This window comes from Falcatimonas sp. MSJ-15, assembly GCF_018918265.1.
Taxonomy (GTDB): Bacteria; Bacillota; Clostridia; order Lachnospirales; family Lachnospiraceae; genus Falcatimonas.
Map to the genome: position 1 here is coordinate 64,685 of NZ_JAHLQC010000012.1, position 25,040 is coordinate 89,724.

Annotated in this window: 23 protein-coding genes; all 23 read left to right on the forward strand. The window is 32.7% G+C overall.

Going from position 1 to position 25,040, the window contains the following annotated elements; translation table 11 throughout:
* The first annotated feature begins 535 nt into the window (after nucleotides 1-535).
* The 23 genes from spoIVA (at nucleotide 536) to KQI85_RS10575 (ending at nucleotide 24,820) form a co-directional block, all read left to right on the forward strand.
* On the forward strand, nucleotides 536-2,011 hold the full coding sequence (spoIVA, locus tag KQI85_RS10465) for a stage IV sporulation protein A (protein WP_216576034.1): 1,476 nt from the start codon (nucleotides 536-538) through the stop codon (nucleotides 2,009-2,011).
* Between the two features lie 380 nt (nucleotides 2,012-2,391).
* Nucleotides 2,392-4,077: a hypothetical protein gene (locus KQI85_RS10470; RefSeq protein WP_216576035.1), complete on the forward strand. Its 1,686-nt coding sequence runs from the start codon at nucleotides 2,392-2,394 to the stop codon at nucleotides 4,075-4,077.
* A 491-nt stretch (nucleotides 4,078-4,568) separates the two neighbouring features.
* Nucleotides 4,569-5,228 (forward strand): lysozyme inhibitor LprI family protein, encoded by a 660-nt coding sequence (locus tag KQI85_RS10475; protein WP_216576036.1) that lies wholly within the window; start codon nucleotides 4,569-4,571, stop codon nucleotides 5,226-5,228.
* Nucleotides 5,229-5,366: 138 nt separating this feature from the next.
* The gene (locus tag KQI85_RS10480) at nucleotides 5,367-5,522 is read left to right on the forward strand and encodes a hypothetical protein (RefSeq protein WP_216576037.1); all 156 of its coding nucleotides are present in this window, start codon (nucleotides 5,367-5,369) and stop codon (nucleotides 5,520-5,522) included.
* A 45-nt stretch (nucleotides 5,523-5,567) separates the two neighbouring features.
* Nucleotides 5,568-8,192, forward strand: coding sequence for an alanine--tRNA ligase (gene alaS / locus KQI85_RS10485; RefSeq protein WP_216576103.1), 2,625 nt, complete (start codon nucleotides 5,568-5,570; stop codon nucleotides 8,190-8,192).
* A gap of 130 nt (nucleotides 8,193-8,322) precedes the next feature.
* Complete coding sequence (rpsU, locus tag KQI85_RS10490; RefSeq protein WP_094377655.1) at nucleotides 8,323-8,499, forward strand: 30S ribosomal protein S21; 177 nt, start codon at nucleotides 8,323-8,325, stop codon at nucleotides 8,497-8,499.
* A 24-nt stretch (nucleotides 8,500-8,523) separates the two neighbouring features.
* Nucleotides 8,524-8,784 carry a pentapeptide repeat-containing protein gene (locus KQI85_RS16970; RefSeq protein ID WP_216576038.1) on the forward strand — a complete coding sequence of 87 codons (261 nt, stop codon included), beginning with the start codon at nucleotides 8,524-8,526 and terminating at the stop codon, nucleotides 8,782-8,784.
* A gap of 73 nt (nucleotides 8,785-8,857) precedes the next feature.
* On the forward strand, nucleotides 8,858-9,097 hold the full coding sequence (locus KQI85_RS10500; protein ID WP_216576039.1) for a YabP/YqfC family sporulation protein: 240 nt from the start codon (nucleotides 8,858-8,860) through the stop codon (nucleotides 9,095-9,097).
* A gap of 17 nt (nucleotides 9,098-9,114) precedes the next feature.
* On the forward strand, nucleotides 9,115-10,398 hold the full coding sequence (locus tag KQI85_RS10505; RefSeq protein WP_216576040.1) for a sporulation protein YqfD: 1,284 nt from the start codon (nucleotides 9,115-9,117) through the stop codon (nucleotides 10,396-10,398).
* 16 nt (nucleotides 10,399-10,414) lie between these two features.
* Nucleotides 10,415-11,455, forward strand: coding sequence for a PhoH family protein (locus KQI85_RS10510; RefSeq protein ID WP_216576041.1), 1,041 nt, complete (start codon nucleotides 10,415-10,417; stop codon nucleotides 11,453-11,455).
* A 38-nt stretch (nucleotides 11,456-11,493) separates the two neighbouring features.
* Nucleotides 11,494-12,666, forward strand: coding sequence for an HDIG domain-containing metalloprotein (locus tag KQI85_RS10515; protein ID WP_216576042.1), 1,173 nt, complete (start codon nucleotides 11,494-11,496; stop codon nucleotides 12,664-12,666).
* 10 nt (nucleotides 12,667-12,676) lie between these two features.
* Nucleotides 12,677-13,174 carry an rRNA maturation RNase YbeY gene (ybeY, locus tag KQI85_RS10520; RefSeq protein ID WP_216576043.1) on the forward strand — a complete coding sequence of 166 codons (498 nt, stop codon included), beginning with the start codon at nucleotides 12,677-12,679 and terminating at the stop codon, nucleotides 13,172-13,174.
* A 59-nt stretch (nucleotides 13,175-13,233) separates the two neighbouring features.
* The gene (locus tag KQI85_RS10525) at nucleotides 13,234-14,358 is read left to right on the forward strand and encodes a DUF3048 domain-containing protein (protein WP_216576044.1); all 1,125 of its coding nucleotides are present in this window, start codon (nucleotides 13,234-13,236) and stop codon (nucleotides 14,356-14,358) included.
* Between the two features lie 18 nt (nucleotides 14,359-14,376).
* On the forward strand, nucleotides 14,377-14,778 hold the full coding sequence (locus KQI85_RS10530) for a cytidine deaminase (protein WP_216576045.1): 402 nt from the start codon (nucleotides 14,377-14,379) through the stop codon (nucleotides 14,776-14,778).
* A gap of 18 nt (nucleotides 14,779-14,796) precedes the next feature.
* Nucleotides 14,797-16,461 (forward strand): polysaccharide biosynthesis protein, encoded by a 1,665-nt coding sequence (locus tag KQI85_RS10535; protein ID WP_216576046.1) that lies wholly within the window; start codon nucleotides 14,797-14,799, stop codon nucleotides 16,459-16,461.
* Between the two features lie 164 nt (nucleotides 16,462-16,625).
* Nucleotides 16,626-17,282, forward strand: coding sequence for a hypothetical protein (locus KQI85_RS10540; protein ID WP_216576047.1), 657 nt, complete (start codon nucleotides 16,626-16,628; stop codon nucleotides 17,280-17,282).
* A gap of 143 nt (nucleotides 17,283-17,425) precedes the next feature.
* A complete protein-coding gene (locus tag KQI85_RS10545) occupies nucleotides 17,426-18,640 on the forward strand; it encodes an NAD(P)/FAD-dependent oxidoreductase (protein ID WP_216576048.1) in 1,215 nt (404 codons plus the stop codon).
* A 71-nt stretch (nucleotides 18,641-18,711) separates the two neighbouring features.
* A complete protein-coding gene (locus KQI85_RS10550; protein ID WP_216576049.1) occupies nucleotides 18,712-20,292 on the forward strand; it encodes an NAD(P)/FAD-dependent oxidoreductase in 1,581 nt (526 codons plus the stop codon).
* Nucleotides 20,293-20,397: 105 nt separating this feature from the next.
* The gene (gene proB, locus KQI85_RS10555; RefSeq protein ID WP_216576050.1) at nucleotides 20,398-21,237 is read left to right on the forward strand and encodes a glutamate 5-kinase; all 840 of its coding nucleotides are present in this window, start codon (nucleotides 20,398-20,400) and stop codon (nucleotides 21,235-21,237) included.
* A gap of 296 nt (nucleotides 21,238-21,533) precedes the next feature.
* Nucleotides 21,534-21,764, forward strand: coding sequence for a DUF896 domain-containing protein (locus KQI85_RS10560; protein ID WP_216576051.1), 231 nt, complete (start codon nucleotides 21,534-21,536; stop codon nucleotides 21,762-21,764).
* Nucleotides 21,733-22,302, forward strand: a complete 570-nt coding sequence (locus KQI85_RS10565; RefSeq protein ID WP_216576052.1) for a 5-formyltetrahydrofolate cyclo-ligase — start codon at nucleotides 21,733-21,735, stop codon at nucleotides 22,300-22,302. The genes KQI85_RS10560 and KQI85_RS10565 overlap by 32 nt, the downstream gene beginning before the upstream one ends.
* Nucleotides 22,302-23,549 carry a glutamate-5-semialdehyde dehydrogenase gene (locus KQI85_RS10570; RefSeq protein ID WP_216576053.1) on the forward strand — a complete coding sequence of 416 codons (1,248 nt, stop codon included), beginning with the start codon at nucleotides 22,302-22,304 and terminating at the stop codon, nucleotides 23,547-23,549. The genes KQI85_RS10565 and KQI85_RS10570 overlap by 1 nt, the downstream gene beginning before the upstream one ends.
* 311 nt (nucleotides 23,550-23,860) lie before the next feature.
* A complete protein-coding gene (locus KQI85_RS10575; RefSeq protein WP_216576054.1) occupies nucleotides 23,861-24,820 on the forward strand; it encodes an L-lactate dehydrogenase in 960 nt (319 codons plus the stop codon).
* Nucleotides 24,821-25,040: the final 220 nt, after the last annotated feature.

Consider the following 25,040-nt stretch of genomic DNA (forward strand, 5'->3'; position numbering starts at 1 on the left):
ATCCGATTTACGTTTTGATGAGTTTCGCAGCTATGTTTTCACACAATGTATCTATATCTATATATGAATGCGTAGATATAAATATAGATATAGATAGATATAGATAGATTTATGTTAAATACTGACTCTTGTCAAGAGTGAGGGTAAAAATACAGATTTATGTAAGCAGAACACTTGCAAGGCGTAATAATAATTATACTTTGTATAAGTGTACATCGTAAGTCGGTAATTCATTTGAAAATCTCTGAAAAGTGTATATTAACTACGCTCAGATTAATATGTATCAAAAGAAAACAATGTGGTAATCGTCGGCACTTAGTGCGCTATACATCTAAGATGTATGGCGAACTTAGTACCGTTACGATGTACACTTAGCGAGAGCGTGTTTTTGTTGATACATATTAATCTGGGTGTAGCACATAGATTATCTTGTGAGATTTTTAAATGTATAAGAATAAACTGAATAAGAAAAGTGTAATAGATCCCTCTGTGAATTCATATATTTTAATAATAAAATTCACAGGGGGATTATTCTATGGATTACAATACAGAGTATGATTTGTATAAGGATATAGAAAAACGGACTAATGGCGAATTGTATATAGGAGTTGTAGGACCGGTAAGGACTGGAAAGTCTACATTTGTTAGACGGTTTATGGAGATATTACTTGCAGAAGGTAAGATTAGTAGTGCAGGGGAGATAAAAGATCAGCTTCCATTAAGTGGCAAAGGCAGTGATATTACAACTGTTGAACCAAAGTTTATTCCGAAGAATGCCATAAAACTAAATATAGCAGATGATCTTGAGATTAAAGTTCGTCTGATTGACTCAGTTGGATATATAGTTGAGAGTGCAAAAGGTTATATGAGTGAGAATGGACCAAGAATGGTAAAGACACCATGGTTTGAACAGGAGATTCCATTTGCAAAAGCAGCAGAAGAAGGTACAAAAAGAGTAATACATGATCATTCTGCAATAGGTATAGTTGTAACAACGGATGGAAGTATCACTGATATTGCAAGAGAAGATTATGAGAAGACAGAAGAGAGAGTTATTAGAGAGCTTAAAGATATAGGAAAGCCCTATGTAATAATTCTTAATACCAGAAAACCGGCATCGAAGGATACATTAGAACTTGCAAAAACGCTTCAGGAAAAATACAATAATACAGTAATTCCAATTGACTGTGAACAACTTAAAAAATCAGATATAATATGGATATTAAAAGGAATTATTGATGAGTTCTATGTTACAGAACTTAAGTTTTATGTGCCTGAATGGGTACTTATGCTTGACAATTCACATTACATAAAGGAAGGACTTATAGATATATCAAGAAGTCTTATGCAGAAAGTTATAAAAATCAGAGATATAAGACAGATACAAAATGATACAGAATATAACTTTATTACCGGAGTAAAAGTAAATTCTGTTAATTCAGAAAGAGGAACAGCAGACATAGATATAAAGATTGATTCAAGATGTTATTATGAGACATTAAGCCAGATTACCGGTGTAGAGATGAAGAATGAGATTGAACTTATAGAGCTGATAAGAGAATTGTCTTTAAACAGACAGCGATATAATAGAATATCAGAAGCAGTAGAAAAAGTTAATTCAGAAGGTTATGCTGTAATATTGCCGGAAAAAGAGAATGTAGAGATATTCGAACCGGAAGTTATTAAGAATGGCAATCGATATGGAATTAAACTAAGAGCAAAAGCACCATCTATTCATATGATTCAGACGGACATAGAAACAGAGATAGCACCAATTGTTGGAGATATTAATCAGGCTAATGATCTGATTGAGTACATAAAAAATAGTAAAAATTCATACGACAGTGGTATTTGGGAGACCAATATTTTTGGTAAAACAGTTGAACAGATAGTGGATGATGGCTTTAATGCAAAAGTACTTAATATGACAGCAGAAAGTCAGGAAAAGATTAGAGAGACACTTGAAAAGGTTACCAATGATAATAATGGACTTGTGTGTATAATCGTGTGATTTATTCAAAAAATGAGTATTGCGAAACTATATTGTATGATATAGTGTTATATAATGATGCCAGGGTCAAAAGGTCTAAGCCCACATGAGCTTGCTCATAGGTGGGTGAAAGACCTTAGGACTCGCCCCGATATGAGCATAAAAGTGGGATGATAATCCTACGATATGCGAATATCCAGTAGGATTGTGGGAGTGCGTAGCACGGAGCAATCCGTAGGCATCAAAGTCGGGGGCTTTTGACCCCGACATCATATAATACCATCATCTAAATGCAGACATATAGTTTCGCAATTTTTTTGTTTCACGATTTTTTGTTTATTGACAAAATGTTAATTATTCTATACCCTATAATAAAAAACATGCAAAGGGGACTAATTATAATGGAATATATGAAGTATATTATTATTGCTGCAGGTGTAGTGATATTTCTCTTAATTATTAATATGCGTAATAAAAGAGAACAAAAAGAGCGACTTAGAAGAAAGATAAAAGCCAGATGGGGTGCACTTAACGAATCCGAGATGTCTTATGAAGAATATGATGCGATTGCTAATTATTATCGTAAAGTAAAAGGAGATAAAGAGACTGTAGACGACATAACTTGGAATGATCTTGATATGGACAGAGTATTTATTCTTGCTAATAATACATTCTCATCAATAGGGCAGGAGATGCTATATAAGATAATGAGAATGCCGGAATATGACAATGATACATTAATTGAACGAGATAGAATAATAGAATATTTTAAGAGTAATCCGGATGAAGCACAGAGACTTCAGGAGATATATGCTACAATAGGCAAAAATCCAAAGATATCATTTATCGAATCAATAAATAATCTTTGCAAATTAGAGAATAGAAGTAATATAAAACATCACATAATGAATGCTATGTATCTGGTTGGATTAGCAACACTTTTTGTTCATGCAGGATATGGAGTACTTATAATATTGGGAACAATGATATATGCACTTTTTTCATATTTTTCAGAAAAAGCACAGATTGAACCATACTTCATCTGCATAAAACATATAATCAGTATGAATAATGCTGCAAAAACTATTGCAAAAGCAGATATAAGTGCTATTAAAACATATAATGATACACTTTTAGCAGATTCTAAGAAACTTGCAGTATTCTTATCAAAATCACAGATGATAGAATCAGGTACTGCATTAAAAGGTTCACTTATGGATGTTGCAATGGATTATGCAAGAATGTCAACACATATTGATCTTATACAGTTCAATGCAATCGCAAGCAAAGCAAAAAAATATTATAATGAGATTATGGAAGTATATGAATTATTAGGATATATTGAAGCAATGATTGCGGCTGCTTCATTTAGAGAATTGCTTCCACAATATTGCAAACCTGAACTTACTGTTACAAAAGAAAAATATATAGAAGCAAAAGAATTATATCATCCACTTATATCAGAACCAGTTGCCAATTCTATTAATGAGAATAAATGTGTGCTTCTTACAGGTTCTAATGCTTCTGGTAAGTCAACTTTTTTAAAGACAGTAGCTATTAATGCAATATTATCTCAGACACTCTATACATCTGTTTCGGAATCATATAAAGCGCCATTTTACAGAGTATATTCATCAATGTCATTAAGTGATGATATTATGAATAATGAGAGTTATTATATGGCAGAGATAAAAGCACTTAAGAGAATTATTGATGCCGATTCGAAGAAATCAGATATTCCGGTACTTGCATTCGTTGATGAAGTATTAAGAGGTACGAATACTATCGAGAGAATAGCAGCATCAACAGAGATTCTTCTTAATCTTTCTAAGAAGAATGTATTTTGTTTTGCGGCAACACATGATATTGAATTAACACATCTGCTTGAAAGTGTATATTCTAATTATCATTTTCAGGAAGAGATTAGAGATGATGATATCCTCTTTAATTATAGATTGTATAAAGGAAGAGCAGAATCAAGAAATGCTATAAAACTACTTGGAATAATAGGATATAGTAAAGAGATAATAGACAGTGCATTAAAAAGAGCAGGGGATTTTGAAAAAGAAGGTGTCTGGAGTATATAGAATTATCTTAACTAAGTATATGTGTACTACATTAATATGTAGTTCTACAATATATGTTTGCACTGATGTGATATTAATGTCGAGAAGTTACAATGATGTGATGTTAATGATGAGATGAATAATAACTTCTTTAAAGAAGTACATCGAGAAGTTATACTGATGTTATATTAATGATGAGATGAATAATAACTTCTTTAAAGAAGTATATCGAGAAGTTACACTGAAGTTATATTAATGATATGATGAATCATATAGTAACAATACAATAGTAAGATAATGAAAAAATAGCGAAAACATAACGAATAAGACATACTCTGTAATTAATAAAATGTTAAAAAGATTAGGAAAATCTTACGATTTCTTACAAAACATGTGAAAGTATTTACTTTTAAGATATGATGATGTTATGATGAGAAATATATGAAAAAGACAAATAATGAATGACATGATGAAGATATAATTACATAAACGAAAAGGAGTATGCACTGCATATGTTAAAGAAAAAAGTGACACCACTTATAATTGTTATGATTTTTGTTATAGGTGTGATAGTAACATCTGTTAATTACAGAATCTATTCGGCAAAAACAGATTCTGTATATAAACAGATTGAAAAACAGAGAATTACTTATAATGATGTTGGTGATATAAGCAACAGAGAAGATATTGAAGGTGCACAAAACAAGGAAAATACCGACGAAAGTGCGATATCATCATCAGGTATATATAATTCATCTGTATTAAAGCAAGATATTGCAGAATTCTCGCTTGATGAGTATAGCGAATATTTAAAGTCGATAGAAGAAGACTACAGTAACAGATGGGCACAGACTGACAAATCTCAGCTTGCACTTGTTAAGAAGATAGCAGATTCAGAATATGAAGTATGGGATACAGAACTTAATTATATATATGGCATATTAAAAGATGTTATGTCAGAAGATGAATTTGAAAAGTTAAAAAATGAAGAAATTGAGTGGATTAATAGTAAAGAAACACATGCAAAAAATTCGGCTGCAGGTTATACCGGTAATACATATAATTATATGTATACCAATGCACTTATTGATACAACAAGAGATAGAACATATTATCTGCTTGATCTGTTAACATTTTTTACAGATGCAGATGGTCATATAAAAGAGAAATAATAAAACTTGAAAACATCTATCCACTGTGATAATATATAAAAATGGTAAATTAAGAATATAACATAGTAATGACGATATACATCTTAGGATTATGCATAGTGTATAATCGGTTGTTAACCAGAACAGGAGGTAATATATATGTATGATATTTATAATTTATTAAATGATGTATTTTTTGAAATATTAAGAATGCTTCTTTTGTTATGCGTAATGGGTGGCGGAATCTTTGTTGGTAAGAAATTAAGAGACCGTCATGACGGTAAAAAAACTGAAGAGGTAACTTTAGATAAGTAGGAGGAAATAGTTGTGAAGAAGTACGGTGTTAATGAACTTAGAAGAATGTACCTTGAATTTTTTGAAAGCAAGGGACATCTCGCAATGAAGAGTTTTTCTCTTGTTCCCCATAATGACAAGAGTTTATTACTAATCAATGCAGGTATGGCGCCTTTAAAGCCATATTTTACAGGACAGGAGATACCACCAAGAAGAAGAGTCACTACATGCCAGAAATGTGTGCGTACAGGTGATATCGAAAATGTTGGTAAGACAGCCAGACATCTTACTTTCTTCGAGATGCTCGGTAACTTCTCTTTTGGAGATTATTTTAAACATGAAGCTATTGCATGGTCATGGGAATTCCTTACAGAAGTATTGGGACTTGAGAAAGACAGATTATATCCATCAATATATGGTGAAGATGAAGAGGCATTTGAGATCTGGAATAAGGAGATAGGAGTTCCTGCTGACAGAATTACAAGATTCTACAGAGATGAGAATGGAGAATGTGATAATTTCTGGGAACATGGTGCAGGTCCATGTGGTCCATGTTCAGAGATATATTATGACAGAGGAATTAAGTATGGATGTGGCAAGCCTGACTGTAAAGTAGGTTGTGACTGTGACAGATTCATGGAAGTATGGAATAACGTATTTACACAGTTTAACGGTGACGGAAAAGGTGGATACGAAGAACTTAAACAGAAGAATATTGATACAGGTATGGGACTTGAGAGACTTGCAGTTGTTATGCAGGATGTAGATTCAGTATTTGATATTGATACAATGAAAGCAATAAGAGATAAGATATGTGAACTTTCACACAAAGAGTATCATGTTAATGATAAAGACGATGTATCAATCAGATTAATTACAGACCATATTCGTTCATCAACATTTATGATTTCTGATGGTATTCTTCCTTCTAATGAAGGACGTGGATATGTATTAAGAAGATTAATGAGAAGAGCAGCAAGACATGGAAGACTTCTTGGAATAGAAGGCAAATTCCTTGCTGATCTTAGTAATGTTGTAATTGAAGAATCAAAAGACGGATATCCAGAATTATATGATAATAGAGAATTTATCTTCAAAGTACTTACAGAAGAAGAAGAGAAGTTCAATAAGACAATTGATATGGGGCTTAGTATTCTTACAGATATGGCAAAAGAACTTACAGATAATGGTAAGAAAGTTCTATCTGGAGAAGATTCATTCAAGTTATATGATACTTATGGATTCCCACTTGATCTGACAAAAGAGATTCTTGAAGAAAAAGGTCTTGAGTTAGATGAAGAAGGCTTTGAAAGATGCATGCAGGAACAGCGTGAAAAAGCAAGAGATGCTAGAAAAACAACTAACTATATGGGTGCAGATGCTACTGTATATGATGATATTGATGTTATCATTACATCAAAATTCGATGGTTATGATAAGACTGAATTACAATCAGAGATTACAGTATTAACAACAGAAACAGAAGTTGTTGAAGCACTTTCAGATGGAGAAAAAGGAACTGTTATTGTAAATGTTACACCATTCTATGCTACAATGGGTGGACAGGTTGGTGATAAAGGTATTATCACAATAGGCGATTCAAAATTTGTAGTTGAAGATACTATCAAATTAAAAGGTGGAAGAATCGGACACGTTGGATATATGGAATCAGGTGCTTTAAAAGTTGGCGATAAAGTAACTTTAAAAGTAGATGATATATTAAGAGCTGATACATGTAAGAACCACAGTGCAACACATCTTTTACAGAAAGCATTAAAGATTGTACTTGGCGAACATGTAAAACAGGCAGGTTCACTTGTAACACCAGACAGACTTCGTTTTGACTTTACTCATTTTGCATCAATATCAAGAGAAGAACTTGATAAAGTAGAAGCTATTGTCAATGAAGAGATTGCTAAGAGTATTCCAGTTGTTACAGATGTAATGAACAAAGACGAAGCTAAGAAAACAGGTGCAATGGCATTATTTGATGACAAATATGCAGATGATGTACGAGTAGTATCAATGGGCGAATTCTCAAAAGAGTTATGTGGTGGTACACATGTTGCTAATACTGCTGATATCAGAATGTTTAAGATAGTGTCAGAAGCAGGTGTTGCATCAGGTGTAAGAAGAATTGAAGCTTTAACAGGTAATGGCGTTCTTAATTATTATAAAGAACTTGAAGCTACATTACATGAAGCATGTAAAGCAGCAAAAACAGATGTTGCTGGTGTTGTTAAGAAGATAGAGACACTTAATGAAGAGATTAAGACACTTGCATCAGAGAATGATAAGCTTAAGAATAAACTTGCTAAAGATTCTTTAGGCGATGTAATGAGCCAGGTAAAAGAAGTTAAAGGATACAAAGTTCTTGCAACAAAAGTTGAGAACGTTGACATGAATGCTTTGAGAAATCTTGGAGATCAGCTTAAAGAAAAGATTGGAAGTGGAGTTGTATTAGTAGCATCAAAAGTCGGTGAAGATAAAGTTAATCTTATTGCAATGGCTACAGATGATGCTGTTAAAGCAGGAGCACATGCAGGTAACCTTATCAAAGAAGTAGCAGCACTTGTTGGTGGCGGTGGCGGTGGACGTCCTAACATGGCACAAGCCGGTGGTAAGAATCCAGCAGGAATAGAAGCACTTTTAGCTAAGACATATGAGATTGTTGAGAGCCAGATAAAATAAAATGAATAAAAAACAAAAAAACTGTTGACTATAATAGAAAATATGGTATAATCTAAATAGTGCAGTAAAAAATACCCAAACAGTTGTATTATGCACAATACGCAACTGGAGGGAGGTTAGGTGTGAGACTATGTCAAATGTAATCGTAAAAGATAACGAGACTTTAGATAGTGCTTTACGCAGATTTAAAAGAAACTGTGCCAAAGCAGGTATTCAGCAGGAAATTCGTAAGAGAGAACATTACGAAAAACCAAGCGTTAAGCGTAAAAAGAAATCTGAAGCAGCTAGAAAGCGTAAATATAATTAATATGTGCAACGAAGTTGCCTTGCAGTGAGAACTGTAAGGCAACTTTTTTATGATACAGGCTTTTATGCAATAAACTTTCATAATATAGGTTTTTATGATGCAGATTTTTATGATACAGGCTTTTATGCAATAAACTTTCATAATATAGGTTTTTATGATGCAGATTTTTATGATACAGGCTTTTATGCAACAAACTTTTACAATATAGGCTTTAATGATAAGTTTTATGCAATAGATTTTGTACTAGAGTTTTTTCAGATTCTAAGATTATCTTTTGAAGAATGAACAATTATTAAGTAATAATAGAGATATATGAGCCATATTATGTAAGTAAGAAGTAAAAAAGCGAGATTGCTGTATGACTTCATCACATGACTATCTAATGAAAGATTGCATGATAGCAATAACCGGAAGACGTGAGATGTATATAGAGAATTATAAGAGCATACTGGAATTTGGCGAGAACAGAATACGAATAAGAACGAAAAATGGCAGAATTGAAGTTCTTGGAAAAAGATTGAAGATAGTATATTATTGTGATACAGATATGCAGATAACAGGATGTATAGATGAAGTAAAACTTAATGAGGTGATGTAGCCCTGAAATATATAAAGATGCTAGGGTATGCTATAATACGAATAAAAGGAAGTAATGCTGTAAGAATAATTAATATATGTAAAGCACAAGGAATATTCCTCTATGATATAACGAGATGTGAAGATATGGTTATCATTGAAGTAAGCCTTAATAATATAGAGCATATACAAGATATATGTTCAGATATGGGCGTTATATATGATGTGAAAAAAAAGACAGGAATAGTTCCATTTCTTCAGATGCATAGATATCGTATTATTATATTGTTGAGTCCACTTATCATGTTTATGATACTCTCAAGTCTTTCGTCACATATCTGGAAGATTAATATACATGATAATATAAGATATACAGATGAAGAGATAAAGGTATGCCTTGAAAATGAAAAGATTAATATAGGTATAGAAAAAAAGAAAGTTAATACAAAAGATATTGAACGTAAGATACGAGAAGAGTTTTTAGATGTTACATGGGTAAGCGTACAAAAGGATGGTTCAGTTCTTAATATATATGTAAAAGAGAATGAAGGAAGCGAGATTGTATCAGCGAATGAAGAACCAGTTGACATCTGTGCATCTACAGATGGAATAGTAAAAGATATAATAACACGCAGTGGTACAGCACTTGTCCACAAAGGAGATGTAGTTAAGAGTGGCGATGTAGTTGTAAGTGGTCTTATTGAATTAAAAGGTGATGATGGCAGTGTTATTGAAAAAAGATATGTTCATGCCGATGCAGATGTATCTATACAATATGAAAGAGAATATATTGAAAAAATATCAATAAAACATAATGTGAAAGTCTATGAAGATTCAGCCATACATTCTAAATACTTGCAAATTGGTAATATTGCTATTAATATACAGAAACCGGACATTAAAAAGAGCGGTAAAACAATCAAAAAGTGGTTCACAAAGATATCAGGGAAGATGAAAAATGAGAAAAAAGTACAAAATGAGAAAGAAGATGAAAAAGAATATTTTGAAGAAAAATTAACAATAATAGATAAAAGCGACTTTTTAGAAAATCTTGGAATAACAAATCAAAGTCAGAATATTGTAAGCAATAAGTATAGAATTGAGATACAGGAATATACTGATGAAGAGGGAATAGCAATGATTAACAAAAATATTTCTAAATATTTTAATAATTTAAGTGAAAAAGGTATTCAAATTGTAGAAAAAAATGTTAAAATATATAAAGACAGTGATTATATTTATGCAAATGTTTCTCTGAAACTTCTTACTGATGACATGCAGGAACAAAAATTGTATGAATTAACTGTGAATGACAGCAATTAGGAAAAGAGGAAAATTTATGAGTATTATTGAGAGTATATTAGATATACCGGCTGAACACAGCAGAAATGTATTTGGACAGTTTGACACTTATATTAAAAAGATTGAAAAAACACTCAAAGTTACAGTCATAGCAAGAGATAATGAACTTAAGATTATCGGAAGTGATATTATGGCAAAAAGGGCAGCAGCAGTTTTTAATAATCTAATCGAACTGTCAAAAAGAGGAAATACAATTACAGAGCAGAATGTCGATTATGCATTAGCACTATCATTTGAAGAAAAAACAGAAGCAATAACAGAGATTGATTCAGATGTTATATCAAGAACTATAGCCGGAAAGCCTATAAAGCCAAAGACATTAGGACAGAAATACTATGTTGATAAGATTAGAGAGAAGATGATCGTATTTGGTGTCGGACCTGCGGGAACAGGTAAGACATATCTTGCAATGGCAATGGCAATAGAAGCTTTTAAGAATAATGAAGTAGGACGTATAATTCTTACAAGACCGGCGATTGAAGCAGGTGAGAAACTGGGCTTTTTACCAGGTGATTTACAAAGTAAGATAGATCCTTACTTAAGACCACTATATGATGCATTATATCAGATAATGGGTGCAGACAGCTTTCTTCATAATTCAGAAAAAGGACTTATAGAAGTAGCTCCACTTGCTTATATGCGAGGAAGAACACTTGATAATGCTTTTATTATTCTTGATGAAGCACAGAATACAACTCCGGCACAGATGAAGATGTTCTTAACAAGAATAGGCTTTGGATCAAAAGTTGTTGTTACAGGAGATCTTTCACAAAAAGATCTGCCATCGGGAACGCAGTCAGGTCTTGATGTAGCAATGAAAGTTCTTCAAAAAGTTGATGATATTGCATTTGTTAAACTTACTAATCAGGATGTTGTAAGACATCCACTTGTACAAAAGATAGTAAAAGCATACGAAGAGTATGAGAATAAGCACAGTGAATCAGGCAGAAAATATGCTAAAAGCAGAAATGATGATTCTGATAAAAAACGTGATAAGAGTAGAAAAAAAGATATATAAAATACTTAATAAAAAATAAAAATGGCAGGTGGGGACAAATGAAGACATTAAATATAGGAAAAGATGCAAAGAAGATTTTTTGCATGATATTAATATCTTTTGTGGTAACATTTTTGTTTTATTTCTTTTTAGCAAAGTCAATGAACATGTGGGACAATGAAATTGCGGGATACATATTTTATGGAATGTTTCAATTTGCAATTATTTTATTTGCATTTAAGGAACAATTGCGATATGCTGATAAGGTCATGAATATGATAATTATATATGGAATATCACTTATATGTACAGGAATATCGATTAAAGTTAATTCTAATATTGTAGAACCTTTATTATGGATACCGGTAATATATGCATTATATACAGACTATAAGATTGCAATGATATCAGGAGTACTATCTGTATCTATGAAATATCTGTTCAATATGGATAATAGTGAACTATATATAATATATTATATAGTATGCATAGGAGCATGTGTATTTGTTCCATACATAACAGATTATAAGATAATGATAATCTCAGCAGTTGCATATGCCTTTATGTCAATACTTGCAACAGTAATTGTTGAATTTATTTTTAATGAGCAGATATTCATGTGGGTTGTAAAGAACATAATGGTAAATGTGTTAATAAATGTTATTATCATTATTGCAAGTCGGACGATTTGCGTATATAATAGTCCGGGTAAGAAACTAATCAGAGAACTTAAGTCTCTGATTGCTAATGATAATCAGCTCCTTATAAGATTCAAAGGCTATTCAATGCCGGCATACCTGCATGGTCAGGAAGTTGCTGAACTTGCGAGTGAAGCTGCAAAAGAGATAGGTGCAGATGAACTATTAGTAAAGTGTGCAGGTATATACCACGAAGTAGGGAGAATTAGTGGTGGTAAAGATATTGTTAATGAGACTTTGAAGGTTGCTATTGATAACAACTTCCCGGAACAGCTGATTAATATTATAAGAGAATATTCTGTCAAAGCAGGAAGACCACATAGCAGAGAAGCAGCCATAGTTATGCTCTGTGATACGGTTATTACTACTGCAGAATATATGTTACACAATAAGAAGAGTTTTACTTATGAAAAACTTACAGACAGTATCTTTTACCAGAGAATGAGCAAAGGATATCTTGATGAAGCAGGATTATCTATTGATGATTATAATCGTATAAAAGAATGCTTTATCAGAAATTTTAAAGAGAAATAGAGGTGATATTGTGACATATAATATCGAATATGAAGCAAAAAGACAACTTGACATACCATATGAAGATATAATTAATAGTGTTATTGAAGAAGCCTGTGATTATGTTGGATGTCCATATGAAGTATGTGTTAATGTTCTGATAACAGATAATGAGGAGATTCATGCTATTAATAAAGAGCATAGAGATGTAGACAGACCTACAGATGTGCTGTCATTTCCTATGCTTTGGTATAAGAGCCCTGGTATATTTGATGATGACAACATAACAGATGACTGTTTTGATCCGGATACAGGAGAACTTATTCTTGGTGATATTGTATTATCAGTAGACAAGATATATGAACAGGCCGAGAGTTATGGACATTCAACTAAAAGAGAGTTGGCTTTTTTAGTTGCACATAGTATGCTTCATCTGTTTGGCTATGACCATATGGAAGAAGACGAGATGAGAATAATGGAAGAAAAACAAAGAGAGATACTTGATAAACTTGGAATTACAAGAGATTAATATATGAAAATAGAGTAGTTAGCACAACAATTAAAAAACGCAGAAAGAAGGACTGAGTAATGAGAAAAAAGGTATTATTATCTATAATAACATTAAGTTCAGCCTTAGCATTATCAGGCTGTGGTAACAAAACAGAGACACCTGAGGTGACTTCAGTTGTCGAAGCTGTATCACTTGAACCGTTGACAGAACCTGTTACACAGACAGAAGCAGTAACAGAACCTGAGACAGTTGATCCATATTATATACCGGAAGGCATGATGAGAAGTTATCTTACCGGAGAGCTTATAAACGAAGGTCAGGGAAACAGAAGACCGGTTGCAATTATGCTTAATAATATAATTGATGCAATTCCACAGACAGGTATAAGTCGTGCCGGTGTTGTATATGAAGCACCTGTTGAAGGTGGACTTACAAGACTTATGGGAATCTTTGAGAATTATGATGATCTTGATAAGATAGGATCAGTAAGAAGTGCAAGAACATATTATGTATATTTTGCAAGAGAGTTTGATGCAATATATGCTCATTATGGACAATGTGAATATGCACTTCCATTGCTTAATAGTTCTGAGATTGATAATATAAGTGGACTTGAATCAGTCGGTAATGTAGCATATTATAGAACGAGCGATCGAAAAGCACCACATAATGCATATACAAGTGCAGAATGTATACAGGATGGTATAGATTATCTTGGATATAATACAGCTTATCCTGAAGGATATGACGGTCATTATACATTTGCACAAGGGAACGAAGTAGTTACTCTTGATGCAGGTGAAGATGCAAAAAAAGTTGTTGTCGGCTACCCTAATAATAAGCCATGGTTTGAATATAATGAGAGCGATAACCTATATTACAGATTTCAATATGGTGCTAAACATATAGATGATATGAATGGAGAACAGCTTGCATATCGTAATATTATAATGCAATACTGTGGATGGGAATCTTATTATGGTACACAATATCTTAATATTAATGTATCATCAGGTGGAGCAGGCAAATATATAACTAATGGTAAAGCCATTGATATTACATGGCAAAAAGACAGCCAATATGGTAAAACAAGATATTATGACGAAGCTGGTAATGAGATAGTTTTAAATCAGGGAAAGACCTGGGTATGTATTATACAAAAGGATCAGACTGACAGAATAGAGATATTGTCAGAGAACTGATATAGATAGGAGTTATATATGACAAACAGAGAATTATTAGATGCTGCAAGAAGAGGAATGGAGAATTCATATTCACCATACTCTGATTTTAAAGTAGGAGCAGCAGTTTTGGTTGATGATGGAACTGTATATACAGGATGCAATATTGAGAATGCATCGCTTGGTGCAACAATATGTGCAGAGAGGACAGCTATGGTTAAAGCTGTATCTGAAGGCCATAGACATTTTCAAAAAGTTGCAATAGTATCAAGTGGCAATTTTTTCACATATCCATGTGGAATATGCAGACAGTTTATGGTTGAATTTATGAAAGATGGAGTTGTCGTTCTTGAAGATAAGGATGAAGGAATAAGAGAATTTACACTCGAAGAACTTCTTCCAGGTGGATTTACGAATGATGATTTAAAAACACAGAAATAGAATAGTTGGGCGGAAATTATGAATACGAGAAAAAAAAGAAAGTCAAATTTTTTAATACAGGGCAGTATACTTGCTGTTTCATCAATTATTTCAAGAATTATTGGATTCGTATATAGAATTCCAATAACGAATGCACTTGGTGAAGAAGGAATGGGATACTATTCCCAGGCATACAGTATATATAGTATTTTGCTTATGCTCTCATGTCTAAGTCTTCCTTCAGCAGTTTCAAAACTTGTTGCGGAGAGATATACAACAGGTCAGAAGAGAAATGCTTTTACTGTTTTTAAAGCATCTATGTTATTTGCAATAATAGTAGGTTCGACTGCAACTCTTATAACATATTTTGGAGCATCGTTTTTTGCTAATCAGGTGCTTAATACACCGGGATGTGTATTTGCAATAAGAATGATAGCACCAACAATATTAGTTGTAGCTGTAACCGGTGTAATAAAAGGATATTTTCAAGGGATTGGAACTAATGTTCCGACAGCAATATCACAGCTTATAGATCAGATATTTAATGCGATAGTAAGTATTGTAGGATGTACACAGCTTATGAAAGCCGGACGTGTTGCAGACTTAGTTCTTTTTAATGGAGAGACTAATACTTATGCTCTTGGAAAAGGTGCATCAGGTGCAATTCTTGGAACTGCTGTTGGTGCATTTACAGGACTTGTATTTCTTGCAATAGTATTTCTTATGTACAGACGTTCTTTTGAAAGTCAGGTAAAAAGAGATATAACAAGAGAAAGAGAGTCATACAGTTCAATATATCCTATACTAATAGCTACAATAATACCTATTATCTTAAGCACGACAATATATAATATAAGTGAGATTCTTGATGCAAGTATATTCGGTCATGTCCTTAAGAGACAAGGAATAGATAATAAGACAAGAGCAGCATTATGGGGATCTATCACAAGTAAGTACAGACTATTTACTAATCTGCCTGTATCAATAGCTTCAGCACTTGCAGTATCAATACTTCCAAGTCTTACAAAAGCTGCCAAGACAGGTGATAAAGGCGATGCAGTAAGAAAAATACAGATGTCAATGCGATTTACAATGCTTATAGCTATTCCAAGTATGGTTGGTCTTGCAGTACTTGCAGGTCCGATATATGATACGATATATAGCAGCCAGGATAATACGACAGCGACAATATATACACAGATTGGTGCAATCACAGTTGTGTTATTCTCAATATCAACAGTAACTAATGCAATGCTTCAGGGACTTGGAAGATTAAAAGCACCGGTAAAACATGGTCTTATAGGGCTTATATCACATGTCATTGTAGTATATCTACTTCTTGCATTGTTCAGACTTGGCGGATATGCAATTGTTATTGGTGATATTGTGCTTGCAGGAGTAATATGTTACCTTAATATGAAGAAGATAAGAAAGATTACAAGGTACAGACAGGAAATCCGACGTACATTTGTCATACCATTTATCTGTTCTATTATAATGGGAGCAGCTGCGTATGGTATATATTTGGCTATATACAAAGTTACACAACGTAATATTTTTGCAATGCCAGTATCAATTATTGTTGCAGTAATAGTATATGGAATATCAATTATCAAGTTAAAAGGATTAAGTCAGGATGATATTATTAGTATGCCAATGGGTAAAAAACTCCTTGGAATATTTAAGAAATTGCATCTTATGTAATGATTGTAATGATGAAATCTCTTATTGATAAGCAATTTTGATATATTGAATAGTCTTTGAATCTTATTTGGATAGCATGGGATTATCATTCCACTATATAAGATAATTATATTTGAATAAAAAAAATAAAATGGCAGATAATATATGTAAAAAGGGGTGTTGACATGAAACCTAAATATATTATCTGCCTTATATTGTTGTGTGCTATTATGTTAACTGGATACATAATAGCATATAATGTGTCTTACAGAATTAATTATATACCGGAGAGTAAAAAGCAAAGTGAAGACTCTTCTAAAGATAGTATAAGTAATAATGACAGTCAGACACAAAATAGTGATTCACAGGCAAATGTTAAAACTGATACAGGAATTGATATAACAGTGAAGAAGAATATGGAATATGTTCTTGAAAAATATTATCTTGATGACTATTCGCTTGTAGAAGAAAAACGAAAAATCCCGACAGAACTTATAGGCAATTCGAGGGAACAGGTTATAAAGTATCTAAAAGAATATAGCGAATCTCCATCAATAGATGATATAAAAGAAGGAATAATATCCTATGAATTAATTGCATTTACCAATGAAAAGATGATACTTAGAAAGACCTATAAGAAACCTGAGACAGTATATGAGTACTATCTTAAGGCAGAGAATGATTATATAACAATATATTATATTGATAAGAAGACTGTTTACGATTATACTAGTATATGTGTTGACAGTCTGCCAAAAGCCGTCAAAATGGAAGTTACAAAAGGAAAGTATATAGAGACGATAGTTGATCTGTATGATTTTCTTGAATCCTATTCTAGTTAAACTTTTTGAAGCGTGTTAAGACTGATAAGTACGATAAAGATACAGGATGTGAATGCATCTATATAGCACATGAATATGAGTTTATCAACAACTTATATAAAGTTAAGGTAAAATACAGATATAAAAGAGGAGAATATAATAATATGAGTCATAGCGTATATGTTGTTGGTGCAGGTGCAGCCGGGATGATGGCGGCAATCACAGCAGCAAGACAGGGAAAAAAAGTGACAATAATTGAACATAGAGATAAAGCTGGTAAAAAGATCCTTGCAACAGGTAATGGAAAATGCAATTTTACCAATATGTATATGGATAAAGAATGTTTTAGAGGAAGTAATAATGATTATATTATGGATATATATAATCAGTTTGATAATAATGCTGTAATAGATTTTTTTAAGCATCTTGGGATATATCCTAAGATAAAGAACGGATATGTATATCCTAATTCCGGACAGGCTATATCTATCAGCGAAGCATTGCAAAATGAACTTAGATATCTTAATGTAGATATTATTACTAATACTAATATAAGAAAAATATATGATAATAAAGATGGATATCTTATAATTACAGATAAAGGAGAATATAAAACCGACTCTGTGATTATTGCAGCAGGTTCTAATGCATCACCAAAGTCTGGTTCTGATGGAAGTGGATATAGATTAGCCAAGAAGCTTGGACATACGATAGTTCCTGTATTGCCGGCACTTGTACAGTTAAGATCATCATCACCATTTTTTAAAGAAGTTGCAGGAGTGAGAACTGATGGAAGTGTAAGAATAATGAGTGGGAGAGAATGTGTTGCAAAAGACAGTGGTGAACTTATGCTGACTGATTATGGAATATCAGGAATACCAGTATTTCAGGTAAGCCGTTTTGCATCAGTACTTCTTAACAAGAATGAAAAAGTAATAGCCAGACTTGATTTTCTTCCTGAGATGGATTTTACAGAATGTAAAGAATATATAAGAGATAGAATATATTCATATCCTGATAAGAGTATAAAAGATAATTTTACAGGAATCTTAAATAGTAAACTTTTAAATGCTCTTTTAAAAGAACTAAAGATAGATATTAATATGAGTACAGGTAATCTTAGTGAAAAACAGATTATAGACATAGCTAATGGCTTTAAGAATTTTAGTATTAACATAACAGGGACTAATTCATTTGATAATGCACAGGTATGTTGTGGAGGTGTTTCTCTTGATGAACTTACTAAGAATACATTAGAGTCAAAATTGCATAAAGGACTTTTTTTCGCAGGAGAGATACTAGATGTAGATGGAATATGTGGTGGATATAATCTTCAATGGGCATGGTCATCAGGTTACGTTAGTGGAATTAATTGTTAGTAACAAAATTGTCTGCGATAATTATAGACTTGATATATGATAGATGTAATATACAAAAAAGGAGTTTGGATATGATAAGAGTTACACAGATAAGAGTTCCGATAGGGCATACAACACTTCAATTAGAAGAAGCGATAAAAAAAGAACTTGGATATAAAGGAGATATAAAAGGCAGGTATAATATAGTAAAACAGTCATTAGATGCAAGAAAAGGCCGAGAATTAAGTTATACTTATGCAATAGATGTAGAGATTTTAAATGAAGCAAAATATATAAAAAGATCTAAGAATGCAACAGTGTCACAGACAGTCAGTTACAGCTTCCCGGAACATGGGAATGAAGAAGTAAAAGGAAGAATAGTAATTGTAGGATGTGGTCCTGCAGGACTTTTTTGTGGATATATGTTAGCAAAAGAAGGATATAAGCCACTTATAATAGAGAGAGGCGAAGCAGTTGATGACAGAAAAAAGACTGTTGATGCTTTTTGGAATGGTGGCGAGCTTAACACTGAGTCTAATGTACAGTTTGGTGAAGGTGGAGCCGGAACATTCTCAGATGGTAAACTTAATACACTTGTAAAGGATTCTTCAGGACGTAACAAGAAGGTACTTGAGATATTTGTAAATGCAGGTGCAGATAAGGAGATTATGTACGTCAATAAGCCACATATTGGAACAGATGTATTGCATGAAGTTGTTCGCAATATGCGTAATGATATAATAAAATATGGTGGTGAAGTGCGTTTTAATACCAAACTTACAGATATATTCACAAAAAATGGAAAAGTATGTGCAATAGAAGTAAATGACAATGAGACAATAGAAACAGATGTAGTTGTACTTGCACTTGGGCATAGTGCAAGAGATACTTTTTATATGATTAATGATAGAGATTTTGAGATGATTCCAAAGGCATTCGCAGTTGGACTTAGAATTGAGCATCCACAGGAGATGATAAGTCAGTCACAATATCATGAGCATTATAAAAGTCTGCCTCCGGCATCATATAAACTTACATATCAGTCAGAAAAAGAAAAAAGAGGCATATATTCATTCTGTATGTGTCCGGGTGGATATGTCGTTAATGCATCATCAGAAAAAGGACGTCTTGCTGTTAATGGTATGAGTTATAATAAGCGTGATAGCGATAATGCAAACAGTGCCATGATAGTAACAGTGACACCTGATGATTTTAAGATTCAAGGTCCATTAGGAGGCGTTGAATTCCAAAGACAGTTAGAAGAGAATGCTTATAATGCAGGCGGAGGTAAAGTTCCGGTACAGCTTTTTGGCGATTATAAAGAGAATAGAAAAAGCACATCTTATGGAAGTGTAAAACCTCTTACAAAAGGTGCAAATGCTTTTGCTAATCTAAGAGATATACTGCCTGAATATATAAACAGAACCATGATAGAAGGTATAGACGCATTTGACAGAAATATTAAGAATTTTAATATGGCAGATGCGATATTATCAGGTGTTGAGAGTAGAACATCCTCGCCACTTAGAATTGTCAGAGATGAGAATTTTGAAGCTAATATAAAGGGCGTATATCCATGTGGAGAAGGTGCCGGTTATGCAGGTGGAATAACATCAGCTGCTATGGATGGAATAAAAGTAGCAGAGATGATAGCAAAAAAATTTCATTCATAAATTGACGGTTTCTTTTATTTAGTGTATCATAGTACTAAAACATTAAAGGAAAGACTTTTACAAATAAAGTCTTAGACAAAAGCATTAAATGGAAGGGATTGAAAAATGGAAGAATATAGGAAGAATCTAAGAGATAAGAAAAGAATTGTAGTAAAAATAGGATCATCATCACTTGTACATGAAGAAACAGGGAAACTTAATCTGACAAAAGTTGAAAAATTAGTAAGAGTGCTTAGTGATCTTCATAATTCGGGAAAAGATGTTGTACTTGTATCATCCGGTGCAATAGCAGTTGGTGCTAATTCACTTGGAATACATGGTAAACCGGAGAGTATTCCAAAAAAGCAGGCTTGTGCATCTATTGGCCAGGCAAAACTTATGATGACATATCAGAAATTATTTTCTGAATATAATCAGATAACTTCACAGGTACTTATTACTAAGATGACAATACTTAACGATCTTAGCAGAACCAACGCATATAATACTTTTACAGAATTATTTACTTATGGTGCTATACCGGTTGTTAATGAGAATGATACAGTATCAACATACGAGATTGAATTTGGTGATAATGACAGACTTTCTGCTATTGTCGCTGCGGTTATAAAAGCAGATCTTTTGATATTATTATCAGATATAGATGGTCTGTATACAGATGATCCTAATAATAACAAAGATGCCAAGTTTATAGAATTTGTACCAAAGATTACAGATGAGTTACTCTCAATGGGCAAATCAAGTTCAAAAAGCAGTGTTGGAACCGGTGGTATGTCTTCTAAGATTGCAGCAGCCGGAATAGCTACAGATGCAGGTGCAGATATGGTTATAGCCAATGGAGCAGATGTAAGTATAATCAATGATATAGTTGAAGGCAAAGACGTAGGAACATTGTTTATCGCTCATAAAAATGAAAAATTTAATCTTATAGACATGATATCATAGAATATATATGGATTTCCTGCATATTTTATGGTATCTTAGAGAATTGAGTACTGATATAATTGTAAAGTCGAAAGATGATTTTAGAAGTGAATAATACAGTTCTTAATAAAAATGTACTCTCGGAATCTTCTTTAAACAAATAATTCTGGCTATATTTCCGATATGCTGCTTCCATTTTCTCGTCGTACACACCGTGTACGCACTGCAAAAATGTTATTGCATATCAAAAATTTATCTCAGAATTCTTCATTTAGAAGATTCCGAGAGTACATAAAAGTAATATGGAGGAAAGAATAATGGATTTAAAAGATATTGAAAGAATTAATGAACTCTACAGAAAGTCAAAAAGTGAAGGACTTAATGATGCGGAAAAAGAAGAACAGGACAGACTTAGAAAGGCATATGTAAAGGCATTTAGAGATAATCTTAGAGGAACACTTAATACAATTTCAATAAAAAATCCTGATGGTACAATTGTTAATCTAGGAGAAAAATATGGAAATAAAGGAAAAGAAGAATACAATTAGAAAACAGTTAAAATCAAAGCGCAGTAGTATGGATTTGGCAGAAGTTAATGAACTTTCACATATAATATGTAATAATATAATCAATTCACAGGAATATGCAGAGGCTACGAATATATTATGTTATATGGCAATCAAGAATGAAGTTATTGTTAATGAAGTTATAGAAAAAGCACTTTTTGACGGTAAAAAAGTATATCTTCCAAAAGTATCAGGAAAAGATATGACTTTTTATGAGATACACAGTCTTAGTGATTGCATGATAGGAGCATATAATATATTAGAACCACGTCCTGTGAATCCATTCACAGATGAAAGCGGAGTTGTTGTAGTTCCGGGAGTTGGCTTTAATAAAAAACTTCAGAGAATAGGTTATGGTGCAGGCTATTATGACAGATATTTTGCAAACAGGACGAACTTGATAAAGATAGCAGCTGCATACGAATTACAGATTACAGATGAAGAATTCGAAGAAGATATATTCGATATACCAATGGATTATATATATACAGAGAATAACATATATGGAGGCACAAAGTAATGACAGATATGCATACAATCGGAGAGAGAGCAAAGAAAGCATCAAAAGAGACACAATTATTTACAACTGATCTTAAGAATAAGATTCTTAAAGATACAGCAGCTAATATTGTTGCGGCAGCAGATGACATTATAAAAGCTAATGAAGTGGATATCAAGAATGCTATAGAGAACAATATGCAGGCAGGGCTTGTCGATAGATTAAGACTTACCAAAGAACGTATACAGAGTATGGCAGATGGTGTTATTAAAGTTGCAGCACTTGATGATATAATCGGTGAAGTAACTAATATGAAAAAAAGACCTAATGGACTTATGATAGGTAAAAAAATAGTACCTCTTGGTGTTGTCGCAGTTATATATGAATCAAGACCTAATGTTACACTTGACGTATTTGCACTTACATTAAAGACAGGCAATGCTGTAATATTAAAAGGTGGAAGTGATGCAATTAATTCAAATATTGCAATAGCATCTGTAATTAGAAAAACACTTAAAGAAAATGGTGTTAATGAAGATGCACTTATACTTATTGAGGATACTAACAGAGATTGTGTAAAAGAACTTATGCGTCTTAATGAATATGTTGATGTCATTATTCCAAGAGGAAGCAGAGGACTTATCAATTATGTTGTTAATAATAGTACAGTACCTGTAATAGAGACTGGAACAGGTAATTGTCATATATATGTTGACAGTAGTGCTGATTTTGATATGGCACTTGACATAATATATAATGCAAAGACTCAGAGAATTGGTGTATGTAATGCCTGCGAATCACTTGTTATACATAGAGATATTGCGAATCAGTTCATACCACTGCTTGTTGAACGTCTTAAGAAGAAAGATGTTGTGATAAAAGGTGATGATATATCATGTGCAATAAGTTCATATATAGAACCGGCAACTATAGAAGATTATGCAACAGAATATCTTGATTATAAGATCTCATTAAAGACAGTTGCAACTATAGAAGAAGCAATAGAACATATCAATAGATATAACAGTGGACATTCAGAGTCTATAATAACAAAAGACTATGCTAATTCTCAGAGATTCTTAGATGAGGTTGATGCAGCATGTGTCTATGTTAATGCATCAACAAGATTTACAGATGGTTTTGAATTTGGCTTTGGAGCAGAGATTGGAATAAGCACACAAAAACTTCATGCAAGAGGTCCTATGGGATTAGAAGCACTCACATCATACAAGTATATAATATATGGAGATGGACAGATAAGAGAATAATTAGGCATGTAAGTGAATAAATAGTTAAGTAGTCATAGATAATCAGACAGATAGCAGATAAATATATTGTGAGAATATTGAATGATTACAATAGTAATATTTGTGCCATAATAGGGGTATTGTATTGACTATACAGATAATAAATGCCACTTTAACGGGATAAATAAACACATTGATAATGCTTTAATTACCGTGTTTGACAGATGAGAAAGAATGGCTATAATAATATACAGATAATGTGTACGAAGGGGTAACTTAGATTATAATCCTAAGCTATCCTTTTTGTCATACAAAGATAATGGAGGAATATTATGGCAATTCAGAAGACAAAAATAGCAGTTGTAGGTTGTGGATTTGTAGGCTCATCAGTAGCATTCAGTCTTGTAACACAAGGAGTATGTGATGAGATATTAATGATTGACATTAACAAAGAAAGAGCATACGGGGAGGCACTTGATCTTAAACATGGTATAGAATATCTTAATAGAAATATTAAAATAGAAACCGGAACTTATGAAGATTGTGGAGATGCCAATATTATTGTAATTACAGCGGGAGCTCCACCAAAGCCAGGTCAGTCAAGACTTGATACACTTGAGATGTCAGCAAAGATTATGGAATCAATAGTTAATCCTATTATGAAGAGCGGATTTAATGGACACTTTATAGTGATATCTAATCCTGTAGATATAATAGCACATTATGTATACAAGTTGTCAGGACTTCCAAAATCACATGTAATTGGTACAGGTACATCACTTGATTCAGCAAGACTTAAGAATTTTATCGGCGAGATATGTAAAGTAGATCCAAGAAGTGTTCAGGCATATTCAATGGGTGAACATGGTGATTCACAGATGGTACCATGGTCTGTTGTAACAGTCGGAGGTAAGTCTTTTTATGATGTTGTAAGAGATAATAAGGAACGACTTGGCAATGTCGATTTTGATGCACTTGTCAAAGAGACAACGCAGGCAGGCTGGGAAGTATTTAATCGTAAAGGAACAACGTATTATGGTATTGCGTGTGCATGTGTTGGTATAATAAAAGCGATTATGTATGATGAAAATAGAATAATTCCTGTATCAACACTTCTTGAAGGTGAGTTTGGACAGCATGATGTATTCTGTGGTGTACCTGCGATTCTCAACAGAACAGGAGTTAAGGAAGTTGTCGAGATACATATGTCAGAAGATGAACTGTCAAGATTTGAAAAGTCAGCGCAAATTATTAAAATTAACATTGAAAAACTAAACGAAAGATTAAAATAATGCTAAAAAAAGTCCAATTCTTCATTAAATTGGACTTTTTTAGTACTAATTTCTCATTTAAAATAAGACGGATATCGATAATAATGATATCATAGCACCGAACACATAAAAAGTTTTTAAAAAAAATTGGAATAAGTAGTTGAAAAAATTCTAATAATTATATATGATGTATGTTGCGTGTGTTAAGATATAACGGGTGCAGACTGTAAAAAAATGGTCT